This window comes from Paenibacillus sp. FSL R5-0908 (genome assembly GCF_038006245.1).
In the GTDB taxonomy this organism is placed as follows: domain Bacteria; phylum Bacillota; class Bacilli; order Paenibacillales; family Paenibacillaceae; genus Paenibacillus_AQ; species Paenibacillus_AQ odorifer.
Map to the genome: position 1 here is coordinate 5,176,653 of NZ_JBBOUV010000001.1, position 18,221 is coordinate 5,194,873.

The 18,221-nt window shown below is 45.0% G+C and carries 14 protein-coding genes; 1 reads left to right on the forward strand and 13 read right to left on the reverse strand.

Annotated features, from left to right (window positions below):
- The first annotated feature begins 157 nt into the window (after window positions 1-157).
- The gene (locus MKZ09_RS23620) at window positions 158-913 is read left to right on the forward strand and encodes a YwaF family protein (protein WP_076134716.1); all 756 of its coding nucleotides are present in this window, start codon (window positions 158-160) and stop codon (window positions 911-913) included.
- A gap of 53 nt (window positions 914-966) precedes the next feature.
- Here MKZ09_RS23620 and MKZ09_RS23625 read toward each other — a convergent pair whose 3' ends face one another.
- The 13 genes from MKZ09_RS23625 to MKZ09_RS23685 form a co-directional block, all read right to left on the reverse strand.
- Complete coding sequence (locus MKZ09_RS23625; RefSeq protein WP_036676135.1) at window positions 967-1,398, reverse strand: peptidylprolyl isomerase; 432 nt, start codon at window positions 1,396-1,398, stop codon at window positions 967-969.
- Window positions 1,399-1,543: 145 nt separating this feature from the next.
- Window positions 1,544-2,878 (reverse strand): diaminopimelate decarboxylase, encoded by a 1,335-nt coding sequence (lysA, locus tag MKZ09_RS23630; protein ID WP_036676133.1) that lies wholly within the window; start codon window positions 2,876-2,878, stop codon window positions 1,544-1,546.
- Between the two features lie 126 nt (window positions 2,879-3,004).
- On the reverse strand, window positions 3,005-4,705 hold the full coding sequence (locus MKZ09_RS23635; protein WP_076204415.1) for a spore germination protein: 1,701 nt from the start codon (window positions 4,703-4,705) through the stop codon (window positions 3,005-3,007).
- Between the two features lie 528 nt (window positions 4,706-5,233).
- Window positions 5,234-5,659, reverse strand: coding sequence for a stage V sporulation protein AB (locus tag MKZ09_RS23640; protein WP_036676132.1), 426 nt, complete (start codon window positions 5,657-5,659; stop codon window positions 5,234-5,236).
- A gap of 2 nt (window positions 5,660-5,661) precedes the next feature.
- Window positions 5,662-6,318, reverse strand: coding sequence for a stage V sporulation protein AA (locus MKZ09_RS23645; protein WP_036676129.1), 657 nt, complete (start codon window positions 6,316-6,318; stop codon window positions 5,662-5,664).
- Window positions 6,319-6,542: 224 nt separating this feature from the next.
- Window positions 6,543-6,893 (reverse strand): glycosyl hydrolase 53 family protein, encoded by a 351-nt coding sequence (locus tag MKZ09_RS23650; protein WP_076204204.1) that lies wholly within the window; start codon window positions 6,891-6,893, stop codon window positions 6,543-6,545.
- Window positions 6,878-7,123 (reverse strand): glycosyl hydrolase 53 family protein, encoded by a 246-nt coding sequence (locus MKZ09_RS23655; RefSeq protein WP_305953769.1) that lies wholly within the window; start codon window positions 7,121-7,123, stop codon window positions 6,878-6,880. The genes MKZ09_RS23650 and MKZ09_RS23655 overlap by 16 nt, the downstream gene beginning before the upstream one ends.
- A gap of 2 nt (window positions 7,124-7,125) precedes the next feature.
- Window positions 7,126-8,004 carry a carbohydrate ABC transporter permease gene (locus tag MKZ09_RS23660; protein WP_036676128.1) on the reverse strand — a complete coding sequence of 293 codons (879 nt, stop codon included), beginning with the start codon at window positions 8,002-8,004 and terminating at the stop codon, window positions 7,126-7,128.
- A gap of 27 nt (window positions 8,005-8,031) precedes the next feature.
- Window positions 8,032-8,922 carry an ABC transporter permease gene (locus tag MKZ09_RS23665; RefSeq protein ID WP_036676126.1) on the reverse strand — a complete coding sequence of 297 codons (891 nt, stop codon included), beginning with the start codon at window positions 8,920-8,922 and terminating at the stop codon, window positions 8,032-8,034.
- A gap of 233 nt (window positions 8,923-9,155) precedes the next feature.
- Entirely contained in the window at window positions 9,156-10,874 is a 1,719-nt protein-coding gene (locus tag MKZ09_RS23670; protein ID WP_076204198.1) for an extracellular solute-binding protein, read from the reverse strand.
- A 107-nt stretch (window positions 10,875-10,981) separates the two neighbouring features.
- A complete protein-coding gene (locus MKZ09_RS23675) occupies window positions 10,982-12,622 on the reverse strand; it encodes a response regulator (protein ID WP_076204195.1) in 1,641 nt (546 codons plus the stop codon).
- An 18-nt stretch (window positions 12,623-12,640) separates the two neighbouring features.
- Entirely contained in the window at window positions 12,641-14,386 is a 1,746-nt protein-coding gene (locus tag MKZ09_RS23680) for a sensor histidine kinase (protein WP_076134722.1), read from the reverse strand.
- 139 nt (window positions 14,387-14,525) lie between these two features.
- On the reverse strand, window positions 14,526-18,011 hold the full coding sequence (locus MKZ09_RS23685) for a glycosyl hydrolase 53 family protein (protein ID WP_076204191.1): 3,486 nt from the start codon (window positions 18,009-18,011) through the stop codon (window positions 14,526-14,528).
- Between the last annotated feature and the right edge of the window lie 210 nt (window positions 18,012-18,221).

Here is an 18,221-nt window from a genome sequence, read left to right on the forward strand (position 1 = left end):
CCATCTTATGTTAATATAATGAAAAGTCTTCCTTATGCGGTGGAGTTGACAGAACATATACATATATACCCATTTTATGGATATCTAGAATCAAGATTATTAAAATTCTCAAACTTTATTTTTGATGGATGTTTTCACGTTCAAAGGAGGTTCGTCTATGCAGCTTTCATCTTTTTTTGATCGCCAGCACGCGGAGGATTTCATCATGTTCTCATCTTCGCATTGGGTTGCGCTGTCTATCATTGCGTTAAGTTGTCTACTGCTCTATGGCTTACGGTTTGAAATTCGTACAGATTCAAGACTTCGGCAAAGCGTGCGTTTGCTGCTAATCATTCTACTTGTAGTCTCAGAAGCCGGGCTGCAAATGTGGTACATCTCTCAGAACATCTGGCGCTCCAGCTCCTCATTACCGTTCGAGCTCTGTGGAATCACTCTACTGCTGTCTATTATCATGTTAATTTCACGCAGTCGAACCCTTTATTCCTTTCTCTACTTTGCCGGGATCGGCGGAGCATTTATTGCGTTGCTCACCCCTAACCTAGTTTATCCGTTCCCTCATTTCCGCTTTCTCCTGTTTTTTATAGCTCATGGTTCTATTATTCTGGCATCTCTTTATATGACCTGGATTGAGGGCTACAAGCCGACTTGGAGATCGTTACTCATCACCATGCTCGGCCTCAATATTGTGGCGGCCTGCATCTGGACTGCTAATTACTTCCTAGGTTCAAACTACATGTTCCTATCTCAGAAACCTAGTACCTATTCCGTATTGGATTATTTTGGACCTTATCCTTATTACCTGCTTGTTGAAGAGCTGTTTGCCTTCACTGTGTTTCTAGCTATGTATTTGATATTCTTCTGGCTGCCAGAGCGGCGCAATTCACGGCGTAGACAGGTTAGGCGGATTCTTTAACAACACAAAAAAGCCAGCCCCGATATTCGGAGACTGGCTTTAACTATTAAATCTTAAGCTTCGATGATTTCTACCGAAGTCATTTTGTCGCGTCCTTTGAAAGCATCAACAAGATCCATGCCTTCTACTACTTTACCAAACACAGTGTGTACTCCATCCAAGTGTGGTTGTGGAGCGTAGCAGATGTAGAACTGGCTTCCGCCTGTGTTCTTACCTGCATGTGCCATAGCAAGTGTTCCGCGTTCATGTTTGTTTGGGTTAATTTCGCAGTTGATTGTGTAACCTGGGCCGCCAGAGCCAGTTCCGTTAGGGCATCCGCCTTGAGCAACGAAACCAGGGATAACACGGTGGAATGTCAATCCGTTGTAGAAACCTTCTTTTGCCAGCTTTTCAAAGTTAGCTACAGTGTTAGGTGCATCTTGATCGAACAAGTCCAGCAGCACTACGCCACCATTTTCTAGAGTGATTTTCGCTTGCTTTGCCATATGTAAATGACCCCTTTCAAAATTAACAAATTTAGAATACCTCAATTATATTACTATGAAACCACGCACAAAGCAAAGCAAGCAGGAGACTTTCCTGCTTGCTCTATATGCTGCTCAACTTTACCCACCTTACAGCAGCAGGCTATTACTTAGCAACAACTGTCTGTTTGGCGATACGCTCTGGTACAATGTCGTTGGCAATAAGATCCGTATAGCTTTCACGACGCACTACAAGATCGCTTTGTCCGTTCTGTACGAATACTAAAGCCGGACGGCGAAGACGGTTATAGTTGCTGGCCATGGAGTAATTATACGCACCTGTGCAGGCTACAGCCAACAAATCGCCGCTTTCAGCCTTCGGCAGCTCTACATCCCAGATCAACATATCTCCGCTCTCGCAGCATTTACCAGCGATGGAGACAGTCTCAGTTGCGTCTTCGTTAGCACGGTTAGCAAGCAAGGCCTCGTATTTAGACTGATACAAAGCAGGGCGTGGATTGTCGGTCATTCCACCATCAACAGCAACGTACTTACGTACGCCAGGAATGTCCTTGTTAGATCCTACAGTGTACAATGTAGTACCTGCATCTCCAACAATACTACGGCCCGGCTCCACCCAAATTTCCGGCAAAGCACTATAAATTCCCGCAAAATGAGTCTTCACTGCATCCGTAATCGCTGCTACATATTCAGAAACATGTAATGGGGTATCTCCTTCGACATAACGAATGCCGAAACCTCCGCCAAGATTGACTACACGGAAGTCCACTTCCAAGCCTTCTTTAACACTGCGGGCAAAAGTTGCCACACGCTCAACAGCTAGCTGGAAACCATCAGTTTCAAAGATCTGCGAACCAATATGGGAATGCACACCAAGCAGCGTGATATTCTTTTTGCTGACTGCTGCTTTCACTGCTTCATAGGCCGATCCATTACCGATGTCAAAGCCGAATTTGGAATCCGTCTGGCCCGTTGCGGTATATTCATGAGTATGCGCTTCTACACCTGGTGTAACCCGCAATAAGATGTTCACATTAACTTCTTTACGTGCGGCAATGGACTGCAAAAGGTTAAGCTCTACCAGATTATCGACTACGAAGCAGCCGATTTTGGCATCAATCGCCATTTCGATCTCTTCAGATGTCTTATTGTTGCCATGAAAATGAATACGTTCTGCCGGGAAGCCAGCTTGCAAAGCTGTATATAGTTCGCCGTCAGATACAACATCCAGTGACAAACCTTCTTCATCAGCCAAACGAACCATTGCCATTACTGAAAACGCCTTGCTTGCGTAAGCTACTTGGAAACCAAGGCCGGAGGCTTTAAAAGCATCCATATATTCCCGGCAACGTTGTCTAACCAATTGCTCGTCCAATATATATAGCGGGGTTCCATATTCCGCTTTCAATTCAGTTACATCACATCCGCCGATCTCCAAATGCCCAGCATCGTTAATGCGGCTAGTACCGTGTAGAAACATTCTTTAGTCCTCCAATTTCTGTGGAATATCAAGGTTCCACCCTGTCTTAGTGTATTCAGTATAACAGACAGTGGGAACTCCATTGAATGGACTAATTTGCAGTAGTTTTGTATTTTCCTACGATTGTTACTCATTCTCTTGAGATGGCGGCATTCTGGTATTGTCTCTGGTTTTGTTAAAAGACGGCCTTTCCTTCGAACTTAAGACCGGTTTACGCAATAGAATTTCACTCATTGCCTTTGCATTAAAAGGTATAAACGGCCACATATATGAGGAGTTATAGGACCGATGAGTGGTTAAGAAAATAGTCAGTAACGTCGTGCCAATCATAAAGCCTGGTACCTGGAACGCCGCTACGGCAATTAATAACACAAGCCTGACTATACGATTCGCCAGACCCAGCTCATAACTCGGAGTCGCAAACATACCGATTGAGGCTACCGCCATATACAGTACTACTTCGTTTACAAACAGACCGCTCTGCACCGCTATATCACCAATCAATATGGCTGCAATCAGACCCATCGCTGAGCCTAAAGGTGTTGGGGTATGCACGGCGGCCATCCGCAGTAAATCAACCCCAAGCTCTACAATCAGAAACTGAGCGAGAATAGGAATTCTTGCTGTCTTTTGCGGGCCGATAAAATCCAGCATAGCAGGCTTTAACTCCGGATGGATAACAAGCAGCATCCATAACGGGAGCAGGAACATGGAAGCGAAGATGCCGATGAAACGGACCCACCGAAGATATGTCCCCATAAAAGGAGTCTGGCGATTCTCCTCCGCATGCTGGCAAAGATCAAAAAAGGTAGTCGGAAGAACAATTACAATGGGCGAGGTATCCACGAACAATATGACCCGTCCCTCCAATAAATTGGAGGCTACAACGTCAGGGCGTTCAGAATAACGCACCATAGGATAAGGGTTCCACCCTCCGCCGATAATCGCTTCCTCCAATTGCTTATCCGCCAGTGGGATACCATCGATATCGATGCTGTTGATTTTATCGATGACTGACGTTACCTGTGTTTTATCAACGATATCATCGATGTAAGCCACGCAGACATCTGTCCGTGTCCGCCGTCCCACTTGAAACATTTCAAGCTTCAGCCCCGGATCACGTATCCGTCTTCTTACAAGTGAAATATTACTAAGCAGGGTTTCTGTAAAACCATCGCGCGCACCCCGCACCACCCGATCAATCGAGGGTTCATCAGGACTTCGCATGGGGTAAGATCGAGTATCCATTAGGATAACTTTGTTCTCACCCTCAATAAATAGTGCGCTCATTCCTTTTAATACTTTATCGAAACATTCGCTTAATACACTACCCTCTTCAACTTGAATATGAGGGATGTATTCGTTCATAAAGCTACCTAATACACCTGCGGACAGATTTTCTGAAGAAAGGTAGGTTAATCGTTTCAGAATTTCATCCGTTACATCTTCGTTGGTGAATCCGCTTAAGCAGAGTAAAGCTGTCTTATGTCCCCCAAAGGACATTTCTCTAAACGTCACATCAAAACTTGATCCCAGCCCCATCACTTCGGTCAGCGTGTTTTTTGTTTCTTGTAGAGAACCTGGGATATGATCATTGCCTTGCCAATAAATAACGGATTCCTTTAATGAGTTAGAATGCTCACTATCGCGTTTGTCTTGCAGCTTATCTTTCCCCTTGTTCTGAGACTGCTGCTGTGCCTGCTTCTTTGAAGGTTTCGGTTGAGCTTGAGATCCCTCTCCAGTTCCGGCATCGTTATCTGTGCCTCCTGCTGCCTGAGCATTCTGATCCTGTGCCTCATCATCTGATTCCGAATCCTCTGAATCCATGCCAAATAACCTGGCAAAAAAACCTTTACTCGGCTCATTTGGCTCCTGATTGCCGAGCTCATCCGATGCTTCTGCATCTTGCTGCTCTGTTCCCTGCTCCGCAGTCGCTTCTGCATCTTGCTGCTCTGTTCCCTGCTTCGCAGTCACTTCTGCATCCTGCTGCCCTGTTCCCTGCTTGGCAGTCACTTCTGCATCCTGTTGCTCTGTTCCCTGCTCCGCAGTGGCATCCGCATCTTGCTGCTCTGTTCCCTGCTCAGCAGTGGCTTCTGCATCCTGCTGCTCAGTGCCTAATTCGGCTGATGCCTCTGTATCCTGCTGCTCTGGGCTAGTTTCAGATGTTGTAGAATTTTCCACTGAATCTTCACTTCCCCCGCTAGCTGGAGCGCCTTCAGGTTCTGTGTGATCTGCAACTAGATCCGCTGCAGTTGTCTTCATTGCTGCAGCAGCTGCAGCATTATCTTCCAGATGGTCATCTTCCGGTGCAGAATCACCGCTGTGTATAAACTTGCTCATTTCCTAACCCCCTGTTTACTGTCGGTATACAAACCAGTCGAACAAAGAACCCGCAACCTTCCCACTCACCATCGCCATTAACAGACCGAATAGATAATGTGTCATATTTAAGCGTTTAGCGAGTATCGGCAGCACATTTAATACCTCGGTCAATGCTGCAGCGAGCATCCCGACAAAAATCCCATCAAATAGTCCTACACCAAGTTCAACTAGAGGACCTGAGGTAATTTTCCAATTCCAAAAATCACTAACAGTACCTACTAAAGATCCACCAACCATCGCGCCTTCATACCAATGAACTTTATCGTAAGAAGAGGTTAATTGCGCCAGACGCGGCACCATATCGAGCACAACAAATAGAGCAATCACTCCACCGCCTACAGCAATACCACCCGCAATGCCCAGCAGCAAATTTAGTCCCAGTGCTATGGGTGCCGTCATCTTCAGTCCTCCGTATTCTCAGATTGGTTTTCACTGCGGCGCCTCATCTTGCTGTATTCCTCATTGATGACATATTGGTCGATGTTCTTCTGATACAGATACATTTCCACTTCCAGCGGAGTAGGCTCCTCGTTCCACTTCTTTTTAAATAAATGGTTGAAAAAAATGACCATCCCAAACCCGATGCCCAAAGAATAAGCAATCTGAAATATATAGGGATGCTCATCCCGATGACCCGTTAGCATCTCCACAATTCGAATTTGGACCTCCAGCATATTTACATCAGCATGAAAGTTCATAATCGTCAGAGCAGACCCAAAGAAAAGCAGCAGCCACACTAAAACAAACATCGCCACCGAAGGTTTCCGTCTCTCCACCTGACTCTCAATCTGCACAATCGTCCTCCCTTCACCGATCGGTTCAATGTCCGCATTCGGTATAAGTTCATATATCCGGGGGATAACCATCAACAGATCAATTAAAATCAGATTGCCGTCACTTTGTTCCGGTTTCATTAAGAGAATTGTCTCCAACGACTCTTTCAGTTCAGGCTCCGCTATCAAAAAAGCAATATCACCCAACGTGACACCTTTACCCTTGGGAACCATCACCCGATTTTTAAGCTGTATATAGATGGTGGGAGCAGAATGTTGTTTCATCCGCATTCCTCCTAAAGGTTATGGTGAAGCTCAGGTCCAAGATAACGGTAGTATGGGAGTAAAGCCTTATTTTTACTCTTGCTGCTCTGAATCAATTTCTTGAAATACTGAAATGTTGCTTGTTTATAGGTATCAGGAAAGGCCAATCCTTCTTCTGGAAATTAAAAAGAAGACAGCTCAAGGTAATTAACCTTAAGCTGTCTTTTGTTTCAATTCTAAATATGTCAGAATTCAAGCGAATCCAATTTCCCTCCCGCAAAATCAAACAGGGTCAGATTGGACCAACCATTCTCATGTCCCACGGACCATTCCTTTTGCGAAGGAATCCAGGCTGGCTCCCAATAATAAAACCCAATACCTTTACCGTCAGGTATATTCTCAATTACACTAATAAAATCTTTCATATAATTAGTCTGACCCTCTACTGTAGCCGAATAACCTTCATGCAGTTGCTTTTCCTCACTTACTATTAAGGGGAAACCTTCAGGTGCATTCAGCGTCCAAGGATAAGCTGTTTCAACAACAATAATATCCTTATTGTACCGCTCCGCCAATTCATTCAGATTAGATCGCAAGTCATCCAGCGTGCCATAATCAGCGTACGTTCTAGATTGCAGAAACCGCCCGGAGGATCATTCCAAATCCGCAGCCGGATCGCGTTCACGCCATTGTCTTTCAGAATGTAGAGCAAATCCTCAGCGTTCTCAACGGACTCTTCAGCACCGCTGTAATACGCTCCTCCACCCTGCTCAATTTCATCCAGAAACGAGATATCCATTCCATTGATAAATGTGGTTGTCATCATTGCTACTCCTTTACAGAACCAAGTGTCATCCCTTTAACAAAATATTTTTGCAGGAAAGGATATACGATCAAAATTGGAGCGGCTCCGATAAATATTTGCGCGGCTCTCACCGTCGTCTGCGAGATCAGCTCCATTTCCTTTGGATTGATGCTCATGGAGCTCATATCCCGCTGAATGATAACCGTCTGCAGGAATGTCGCCAATGGAAATTGTTTGGAATTATTCAAATACAATAGTCCATCGAACCAGGAGTTCCAATGGAATACCATGCTGAACAAGGCAATCGTAGCGATCGACGGCAGAGAAATCGGCAAGTAAATACTGAACAACGTTCGGAAATGTCCGGCTCCGTCTATTAGCGAGGCCTCCTCCAGATCTTTTGGAATACCACGGAAGAAGTTCAGCATCAGAATCACCAAGAACGTATTTACCGCACCTGGCAGAACAAGTACCCAGAAGGAATCCATCAAACCAATCTTTTGAATCACAATGTAAAATGGAATCAATCCGCCGTTGAACACCATACTGAAAACGAACAACCAAGAGTAGACATTACGGCCCTTGAAAGCTGAGTTTTCTTTGGACAACGGATAGGCTGCCAGAAAAGTGATTAAAAGTGTAAGTCCAGTCCCGAGTATGGTTCTTTGTACAGATACCCAGATGGAGTGTAGAAAGATCGGATTGTTTATTGTCTTTTTATAAGCTTCCAGAGAGAATTGCTTTGGCCATAACCCTACCAAATTGGCATCCGCTGCCGACTTCGCACTAAAGGATACAGCCAGCACGTGAATCAAAGGTACAATACACATCAGTGCGAGCAGGATTAGAAAGCAAGTATTAAACACGTTGAATATACGATAACCTCTTGTTTTGTAATACATAAGTTGTCTCCCTCTTCCTTTGGTAGATTAGAAAATGCGATATCCTGCCCACTTCTTAGCCAAACTGTACGAGACGAGAATTAGGATCATGCTAATGGCCGACTTAAACAGTCCGATTGCCGTACCAAAGCCCATCTCACCATTCAGAATAGCCGTGCGGTACACGAAGGTATCAATAATATCGCCTTTCTGATAGACCAGTGGATTGTAGAGGTTGAAGATCTGGTCAAACCCTGCGTTCAATACATTTCCAAGAGCCAAGGTACCTACCACCACAACCATTGGCAATAGAGATGGCATCGTGATAAAACGTGTCTGCTTCCAGCGGTTAGCGCCGTCTATTTCAGCAGCTTCATATAATGATGGATTGATTCCTGCTAGAGCAGCTAAGAAAACGATCGTATTATAACCAAATTCCTTCCACACATCTGTGAGAATAACTGTGAACCGGAACCAGTTGTTATCCCCTAAGAAAAAGATGGGTTTGAAACCCATGCTGCCTAAGATCTGATTGACAAAACCATCTGTAGCAAGCAAATCCAGCAAGATCCCGCCGAGAATAACCCAAGATAAAAAGTGAGGCAAGTATACCAGTGTCTGAATAGTACGCTGTATGTATACCTTGCGAATCTCATTTAACAAAATGGCGAATACAAACGGTACAGCCAGATTGAAAATCATTTTTAGAACAGCAATAATCAATGTATTCCAAATGACCTGCATACTGTCATTACGTTCAAATAGATAACGGAAATTGTCCAATCCAACCCATGCCGAGCCTGAAATTTTCAGCCATGGCTTATAATCCTGAAATGCCATCACAATTCCGCCCATTGGAATAAAGCTGAAGATGATCAGGAATATCATCGCCGGCAATAACATCAAGTGAAAAGGCCATGTTTTTTTTAGTGTTCTCATCCTTGGTCCCCCATATCGTGTCAAGTTCTTCTGTAACCATACTCAAATTATAGCAACGCCCGAATTCCTCAAATAGCGAGCAAAACCAATATATATGGTACAAAAGCAATCTCTTTATCACATTGAAAAAAGAGGACTTCAAACGCAAACAGGGACCCTCCCTAAAGCCTAATGCTACGGCTGAAGAGATGGTCCCGTTTACGCTTTTTACCTAGTCAAACTTAATCCAAACCTTATTTTACGCTGTCATACCATTCGTTAACTTCTTTAGTGATTTGATCGCCACCACCTGATTTCCAGGTTGCTACAAAGGAATCAAATGCATCCAGCGGTTTGTTGCCATAGATGATTTCATTAAACGTTTGGTTCTCAATTTTGTTCAGATAGTCCATCTTCGATTTCATAGTTTCGGTCGTAGGACCTGTGAACATATTCTTAAAGGATTTATCCTCTTGCGCCAGCAGAACTTTGGCAGCCGCAGGGGTATCTTTACCATAATTCACAGCTACGTCCTTCTCCAGTCGGGTTGTTGGCTCTGCGCCATCTGCCAGGTTAAGGAGTGCTTTCATTTGGGCATCCGGGATCCGGGCACCGTCACGAACCAGCATATAACGAACGCTATTCACATAACCGCCAGCAATTTTATCATTTTCGATCATCTTGCCGTTCGCGTCTAGCTCATAGTCGTATCCTGCAAAAAGACCGTTATCCAGTTCACTGCCTGGCGTTGGATTAGCAAAGTTATCGAACAGATAGTTTTGATAAGTAAAGAAGGCTTCTGGATTTTTCATTTTCGTGCTGATCAAAGTTACACCGTTAGTGAATTGTGTGCCATGACGCATAACTTTTCCTTCCGGACCCGCTGGAATTTCAATTGGAGCCCATACTGCATCTGGAGAGTTCTTCACGGTATCCTGAAGCGGCCAGCCGCTCATCCAGTAAGGACCCGGGAGAATCCCTGCTGTACCTGCAACTGCTGGTTCGGCAGTTTTGTTCTCATCCCAAAGAGCTGCTTCCTGAGGAATATAACCTTTCGCCAACCATTCCTTCAGTTTTTCTAGCCCTTGCTTCATGCCAGCATTTACCGAGCCGTATTCTAGTTTACCATCAGCATCTAGATTCCATTGCTGTGGCAAGGTTCCGTAAGCACCAAAGATCCAAGATGGATCGCCCATCCAAGTGTTCATTGTTGTTTTGAAGCCGATACTAAGTGGAGTTACCTTGTCTGGTGCCAAGCCATCAGGGTTCTGATTCTTGAACGCATCCATCACTTTTTCCAGCTCTTCGATCGTCTTAGGGGCTTGCATATTCAGCTTATCCAGCCAATCTTGGCGGATCCACAGAATGTAATCATGGTTATATGCATAATCGAGAACAGGCAGACCCATTCTTTTGCCATCACGGCTGTATTGATTCCAAACGTTAGGATCCTGTGCCATCGCTTCTTTCCAAGTATCTGAAGCATATTTATCAAACAAAGTTCCTACATCTGCATACATGCCGGAATCGATCAAGTCCTGTGCAATCGTGTTGTCGGCTGTACCGATGGTTACGACATCAGGCATGTCCTGACCTGAAGACATGGATAAACGCAGCTTCGTACCAAATGCGCCGTTCGTATCTGTGATAGACCAAAGGGACTTAATGTTGATGCCGAATTTTTCTTTAGCCCATTTTGTAGCCACGTTATTCTCAATGCTTTCACCGTTTTTGAATTTAAGCTCAGGGTCCACGCCCCATGCGGTTGTAAATGTAACCTCAGGATCGTATTTATCCTTGTAGGCGTTTTCAGAATTAGAAGCTGTATTTGCAGTCGCTTCACCAGCTGTTTTATCTCCAGCAGTGTCTTTACTATTAGCAGCGTTATTGCCTGAACAACCCGCAAGGCTACCCGCCAAAAGCATGCTCATACACAGGAGCGGCAGCCATCTTTTTCTCTTCATCGCGCTCATTTTGTTCCCCCTTGGATTCCATAAGTGTTGGTTACAATTTAATTATAGGGAACGGCGCTTAGCCCGAATACGTCATTTAAACAAGGTTTCTGCACCTTTCTCAACCTCTATCCGTCCCGGAATTCATTTGGTGTCATATTGTAGTGTTTTTTGAACATCTTACTGAAATATTGCGGATTCTGATATCCAAGCTCAGAGGTGATTTCATAGATTTTTTTATTCGTATTTTTAAGCAGATAGAGCGCCCGTTCCATCCGCATCCGAATAATATAATCCCCAAGTCCTTCCCCAGTCTCAGCCTTATAAATCTTGGATAAGTAGACAGGATGCAAATATACATGATCGGCAATGGTTTTGACAGACAGCTCATGCCCCGAATGGTTTCCTACCAGCTCATGCACCTGCTTGATAATATAACTTTTCGTATTCTGATCGCTTTCGGATAGCTCCTTCTGAAGCTTATCCAGCATATCAAACGCCCAATCTTTAAGCTTATCAAAAGAAACAATAATACTCTGCGTCAACAACGGATCTAAAGCATATTGGTCGATCTTGGAGATGAACTGACCACTCTTATGCGCGATATACATAAATGCATTCGTTATCGATAGAAAGACCTCGTACAAATGTTCACTGGAAAACCGTGCATTCTCCATATCCCGGAACACGTCAGCAATTTTTTGCCTTGCTGTATCCCATTGTTTGGATTCCAGCAGATGAATGAGTGTAGGTGGACGATAAAGACATTCGAGCGATTTGATGCTGATCGTCTCCTGATGCTGGCGGTCATCCAAAAACAGCACGGAGCTGGATTCATCATGTGCTGCCAAATACATCGAGCTAAGGCCGCTTCGATAGGCAGCCGTCATCCCCTCTGGAAAGGTGAACCACTCCGTTACAATCAGTGAAATCTCCCCTTTGAGGTAATTGCTTACACTAATTCGGAAATTCGCGATCACCGCTTTTAGGATTTGCTGCCTTGCAGCTTCATAGTTAGCCATTTGCTCCAATTCCTGCTGTACAGCCGGCTTTAATTCAACAAGCAGAATCAAGCAATCATGCGGCGCTTTGCAGAACCAGACATGGAACTGTTCCTTAAAAAGCTCCTCGGCAATGTTGCCGATCGCATATTCCATTAACGAGACCGAATGGTGATCCATTGCGGCATAATGTTTACCCAGCTGAATCAGCAGCATCGCCGCTTCAGCATCCGCCTGGAAGGAGATTTCATATTCCTTCAGCTTAATGGCCAGCGTCCGCTCAGACAGCACCCTGCCGAGAAGCAATTCGTGCATCAGATTAGCGCGCAAAACACTGTAATCGGCTTTGCGATTATACAGCAGCAAATGATATCTATCATGGGCTTCCCATTCATCTTTCAAAGATTCAATCGCACTGGATACGCTTTTGATAAACTCATCATCACTTACCGGCTTCAAAATATAATCAAATGCCTGCAGTTGAATAGCTTTTTTCGCATATTGAAAATCGGAATAACCCGTCAATAAAATGGACCGAATATTTGGCCATTGCTCGCCCACGGCTTCAATCAATTGCAGGCCAGTCATTCCTGGCATTGAAATATCCGTAACCATAATATCTATAGCCTGCTGTTCCATAATTTGCAGAGCTTCAGCACCCGATGCCGCTTGATGCACCTGCTTTACCCCAATTTCAGCCCATGGAATAGTACGGGCTAAACTTTCCGTAACATAGGGCTCATCATCAACTAACAACAGCTCAATCATTCTTTCCCCTCCTAGATGTCATTCCATTTCATTGTCTGTGTAGGGCAGCAGCCACTGCAGTGTCACCTGTAATCCTCCAAGTGGAGAAGGCGAGATGCGCAAGCCAGACGTCTCTCCAAAACGCAACCGCATCCTCTGATGCACATTCCATAAACCGCAGCCCATTTCTTCATCCATCGCTCTGCTTAGTTTATTTTCCAGTTCTATAATTCCCTCTGGCGTCATGCCCTGACCATCATCCTCAACCGTAAGCGTCATTTCTCTGCCTACACATGAACCCGTAATCCGCACCAGTCCCTCTTTGGCGACGGGCTCAATTCCATGTATAACCGCATTCTCCACCAGAGGCTGCAGTACGAGCGGCGGAAGCTCTCTTTTGCGCATTTGCGGTGGGATATTGATCTCATAACGAAGTCTGCTCATCCTCATCTTCTGGATCTCCAGATAATGATTCACAAATTCCACCTCTTCTGACAGCGCAACCAAATCACGTTCCTGACGAGTGGTGTATCTGTAATATCGGGACAAATTATGCGACATTCCAACGACCGCCCCCATATTATCAAGCTTCGCCATACTTGTAATAAAGGAGAAGCAATTATAGAAAAAATGTGGATTAATCTGTGATTGAAGCTGCTTTAAGCGGGCTTCGCGAACATGGATCTTCTCCATCAGCACATTCTCGATCAGCATCTGAATCTGTTCTACCATACTGTTAAACCGGCCGGACAGGAAGCTGAATTCATTCTTCCCTTTAATCTCCACTCGCGCAGAATAATCCCCTTGCTTCAACCGTTGAAAGCCTCCAACTAATAACCTTATAGGCACCTGCACTTGAACATATAACAGATAGGCTACGAGACAGCTCATTAACAACAAAGCACTAATCGCAAAATAAAATAAACGATTAGAGGTCAGGATCGGATGTAGGATTTCAGTCAACGGCATATAGTCGATCAAATACCAGCCCATTTTGTCCGAAAAGACGATATTTACACTGTAGGATTCACCTTCTATTTTGACCGTGCGATTCTCACTAGGCTTCAGCTGGGTCTCTTCCAGCCTGTCTACCAATTCTTTAGCTAACACCTTGTCGGCACTGCGGTTAAAAATAAGTCCTGTTCCTTGCTTATAATAAAAAGGATCTCTTCTGCCATCACTTTTGAATTTATCCAGCATATCTTCTATGTTCCGGCTGTCGAACTCTACCTTCATAACCGTTTTGACTTTTTCCGGAGCGAATTCTGACATAAAAGGTGTAAAAGAAAACCACGAGAATACGAAGCGGTCACCCTCCTGCCCTTCGATCTTCTCCACATGCCAGCCCGACTTTACTTCCCGCTTCAGATCCTCATCTTCGTATAACTTCGCATCATTTTCAGACACCATACGATGAATAGACGGGGAGTATAAATACAGCTTACTCTTCCAATTGGAGGAGCTTTCTTGAATGCTGATTTTGGTCTGAATCCGTTTGATCAGGTTTATCGTATCCAGATTCAAACGCCCTTTTTCCAGATAAGTATCCTTAAGGCTGAGGATATCAGGATCATGGATCAGCAGAATCGGCCACGAGGACAAAAGCTCCATATTACTTTCTACCTGATTCTGAAAAAAACTAAGCTGATTATTATTCGAAGTATTTAACTCCGTACGCAGCACATCCGTGGTCGTTTTATTGGAATAGAAGTAAAGGATGGTTATCGGGATCAGCATAATGACCATGATACTCACGATTTTGGTAAATAAATTATATCTATACACGTTCCTTCACTCTCCGGCTCAAATGTCATAGCCCCTATTGTACAAACAATCCCTACTTGCGAAAAGATAAATATCTAAAAAATGTGGTAAAGACAGGCCCTAACTGCCTTTTCGAGCACAGTTATTGCCTGTCTGCCTATTATTGCTGCAAAAGATTGAGTATGATGTAAGCTGCTTCAGCGCGTGTTGTATGGGCTTGCGGGCGGAAATTCCCATCTTCGAATCCATTGATAATCTCTGCCTGCGCAAGCGCTGTTATCCCTTCACTGGCATACAACGAGATCAGATCTTTATCTTTAAAAGAAATAACGTTCACATCCGTCTGACCGTTCACTTTCTCCGCCAACTTAAGCGCACGGTAAGAAATAGCTGCCATTTCTTCACGGGACAATTTATCATTCGGGCCAAAAGTGCCATCCGCATGTCCTTGTACAACACCCAATTTTCCAGCAGTAATCACAGCAGAGCTATACCACGCATCAAGGTTCACATCTTTAAAACTGCCTGCTCCTCTTTCTGCTTTTAGCTCCAGCGCAGACAGCAGCATGCTGACAAATTCAGCGCGTGTAACCTCCCCTTGCGGATTAAAGATCCCGTTTCCTATTCCTTGCACGATCCCTTTAGCCGTCAAAGATTCAATCGCTGAGGTGGCCCAATCTGCTGCTTTTAAATCTGTGTACCCCACCTCTGCGTACCCCGCAGCATAAATGCTGAAATGACTTAGATTAAACACAATCTGTTCCGCGGTTGGGTTGTACCGCACAGCTTTGATAACTTCAAGTTTTCCATCAGCAAGTATCGAATAAACAGCAATCCGCTGGCTCTGCTCCCCGAGCTTCAGCTTGTAGTGGAAGGCTACCGATATTGCTCCTTTTTTTAAAACATCGATAGAAGTCCCGTCTACTGACAAGTGGATGTTATAGGCCGGGTAGTCTTTTGCTCCAGTTGCCAATGGTGAAGGCAAGGTTGGCGTAGCTACCTGAACCAGTGAGAGCGTTAGTTCCTTAGCTCCCGTCTTTATAATTCCTGCACTAGCTTCCGTAGAAACCGTAACAGATGCCGCACCATATACAATTACTATTTGAGGATGTTTGCCCTGCTCTAGTATAGAACTCAACGGAAGATGAACGACTGCTCCCTTAAGCTCTCCCGTCGATGGTAGAACAGAAATAATCAGTTTTTCATCCGCCGGAAGCGTCGACAGCGCCTTATTGATATCCTCTATACTTAGCGTGATATCAGCTGTGCCGGAAATTCCTGCTTGTGCCTTCACCTGAAGTTGTCCTGCCGCTGTATGTTCGACCACTGCTTTATTTGCTGAATTTACAACGCTTGAATCTCTGACCGTGATGACAGGATCAGGATTAACTCCCGTTCCGGGTTCCTCACCAGTGCCGGGATTCCCTCCCGTTCCGGGTTCCTCACCAGTGCCGGGATTTGCTCCAGTTCCGGGTTCTCCGCCAGTGCCAGGATTTCCTCCCGTTCCGGGTTCCCCACCAGTGCCAGGATTTCCTCCCGTTCCGGGTTCTCCGCCAGTGCCGGGATTTCCTCCCGTTCCGGGTTTCTCTTCGCCACCCTCACCAGCCACCGGGGTTTTAAAGACATTTAATGAAGAGAGTGCATTCCCTGCAAAATCAAACATTGCCTGATTCTCCCAAGCATTTCCTTCGCCTACCTTCCAGCCTACACCTTGCACTGGAATCCAAGCTGGTTCCCAATAGAACAAGCCTGTTCCTTTACCATCGGGTACTTTGGACAATACATTCATTACTGTTTTGACCTCAGCCATTTGACCAGCAACCGTAGCTGGAAAGCCACTCCCGTCTAGCTGATCCTGACGGGCGATGTTATTCTCAAAGTTGTCGCCGTCCTCCAGCGTGTAAGGATATGCGGTTTCCGTCACAATCACTTCTTTACCATATCGTTTAGAGATATCGTCCAAGTTAAACTGCAGGCTATCCATCGTTCCGCTCCAATACGGATAAAAGGACGCGCCGATCACATCATAATCAAGATTCCGCTTCGTTAATTCGTCAAAGAACCAACGAAACATATCATTTTTGCCACCTTCAGCAAGATGGATCATAATTTTGATATCCTGATCTGCACCCTGGCTGTCTCTAACTCCCTTCACTCCGCTCTCCAGAAGCGGAACAACCTTCTCAAAAGCATTCTCTTGATCATAGGATTTGCCGTCAGGCCATAACAAGCCCCCATTAATCTCATTTCCGATTTGGACCATATCGGGTGAAGCTCCCTTTTCCTTTAGCTCATCCATAACATCTTTGGTATAGACATATACCGCTTGCTTCAATTCATCATAGGAGTAATTCGCCCATGCTCCCGGCTTGTTTTGCTTTCCGGGATCAGCCCAGAAATCAGAATAGTGGAAATCAAGCAACAGCTTAAACCCTTTGGCTTTGACGCGCTGCGCCATTTCCACAACATGCTCACGGTCATTATAGCCGCCAGCTTCCTGTGGATCATTCCATAAACGCAGCCGAATGTAATTTACACCCCGGCTTTTAAGAATATCCAGCAAATCCTTTTCTACTCCATTGTCGTAATACTTTCCACCGGCATCCTCAATCGCTTCCAGAGTGGAAATGTCCGCACCTTTTATGAACCCGGATTGCAGCACAAGCGGAGTAACCTGAATACCAGCTGTGGGTTGTAGGTCTGTCCCTGCAACTTTCCCCATTACGCTGTAAGTTCCTTCAACCGCATACTCCGCTTCAGTAAGGTCATCCCAGGTTACAGGCAGCTGTTTACTTGACCCATCTTCGTATATAGCCGTTACCGCTGATGGCAATAAAGCAGGCACATCCGTAATTGTGCTGACATTTATGCTCTCAAATCCGACAATAGGCGTGCTGCTGTCACCTACTACTGTTACCTTCGCCACTGCTTTCTGCACTGTACCAGAAATAGAACCGCTTACTGTAAAGGTTCCAGGACGGGAATACTCTGCTGGTGGGATCACATCCCAAGCAACCTGAGCATCCTCCGTGTCAGAATTGCTATATACCACAGTTACAACACTTGGAAGCTCAGGGGCTTGCCCAATTTCCGTGTCCAACCGTACTGGCAATACAGTTTGTATTTCACCCTGTGCCGGCTCATGCGGAGCGCTGTCTGCGGGAACACCCCAGACCTTCAGATCATTAATGGCTGCCCATTTTCCGCCGTTGATGCCGGTCAGGTTGACCCTTACATAAGAAACATTCCGCAGCTTAAAAGCATTGTACTGAGTTTGCTCTACACTGCTGCTCTGACTTTTGTCCACAACTGTTATCCATACCTTATGATCACGTGATACTTCAATCGTATATTGATTAATGTAACTCCATGCATTCCAGATGACGGTTGCACCTGACAAATCATATGCACCTTGCAAATCTACTTCCAGCCAATGAGGAAAACTCCCGTCATTCGCCGTCCAATGTGTGTTCCATTCATCGGAATCCACTGCGTTACCCGCTTCATACCCTGCAAGCTCACTATCGGATATAGCAGGCTTTCCTAGGGCAATATTCTCATCTCCTGCCGCTTGAGCAGACTGCCCAAACGTAAAAGGGGAAATAAGAAAGGTCAGAATCATAAATAATACAAATGATTTCTTCAATGTATGCTTCCTCCTAAATAATTTAATCATGGATTATGTACTCAGCAGCACAGTCATTTTGTGCACTCCCTAATTGTAAACGCTTTATTAACTCTGCTATATGTTACGTTAGAAACATTTCAGCAGTTTTTGCAGTCGATTTGATCTAAGCAAGGAGTAAAATCACATACAAAAAAAGATGATCCAAAAGCCATACGGCTTCGAATCATC

What these genes read in the sequence shown, in the direction of transcription:
- MKZ09_RS23635 (WP_076204415.1), bottom strand. Translation starts at nt 4,705, where the DNA reads ATGGATTCAGAGGATTCGGAATCAGATGATGAGGCACAGGATCAGAAT.
- MKZ09_RS23655 (WP_305953769.1), bottom strand. Translation starts at nt 7,123, where the DNA reads ATGATGACAACCACATTTATCAATGGAATGGATATCTCGTTTCTGGAT.
- MKZ09_RS23660 (WP_036676128.1), bottom strand. Translation starts at nt 8,004, where the DNA reads ATGTATTACAAAACAAGAGGTTATCGTATATTCAACGTGTTTAATACT.
- MKZ09_RS23665 (WP_036676126.1), bottom strand. Translation starts at nt 8,922, where the DNA reads ATGAGAACACTAAAAAAAACATGGCCTTTTCACTTGATGTTATTGCCG.
- MKZ09_RS23640 (WP_036676132.1), bottom strand. Translation starts at nt 5,659, where the DNA reads ATGACGGCACCCATAGCACTGGGACTAAATTTGCTGCTGGGCATTGCG.
- MKZ09_RS23625 (WP_036676135.1), bottom strand. Translation starts at nt 1,398, where the DNA reads ATGGCAAAGCAAGCGAAAATCACTCTAGAAAATGGTGGCGTAGTGCTG.
- MKZ09_RS23670 (WP_076204198.1), bottom strand. Translation starts at nt 10,874, where the DNA reads ATGAGCGCGATGAAGAGAAAAAGATGGCTGCCGCTCCTGTGTATGAGC.
- MKZ09_RS23675 (WP_076204195.1), bottom strand. Translation starts at nt 12,622, where the DNA reads ATGATTGAGCTGTTGTTAGTTGATGATGAGCCCTATGTTACGGAAAGT.
- lysA (WP_036676133.1), bottom strand. Translation starts at nt 2,878, where the DNA reads ATGTTTCTACACGGTACTAGCCGCATTAACGATGCTGGGCATTTGGAG.
- MKZ09_RS23620 (WP_076134716.1), top strand. Translation starts at nt 158, where the DNA reads ATGCAGCTTTCATCTTTTTTTGATCGCCAGCACGCGGAGGATTTCATC.
- MKZ09_RS23645 (WP_036676129.1), bottom strand. Translation starts at nt 6,318, where the DNA reads ATGAAACAACATTCTGCTCCCACCATCTATATACAGCTTAAAAATCGG.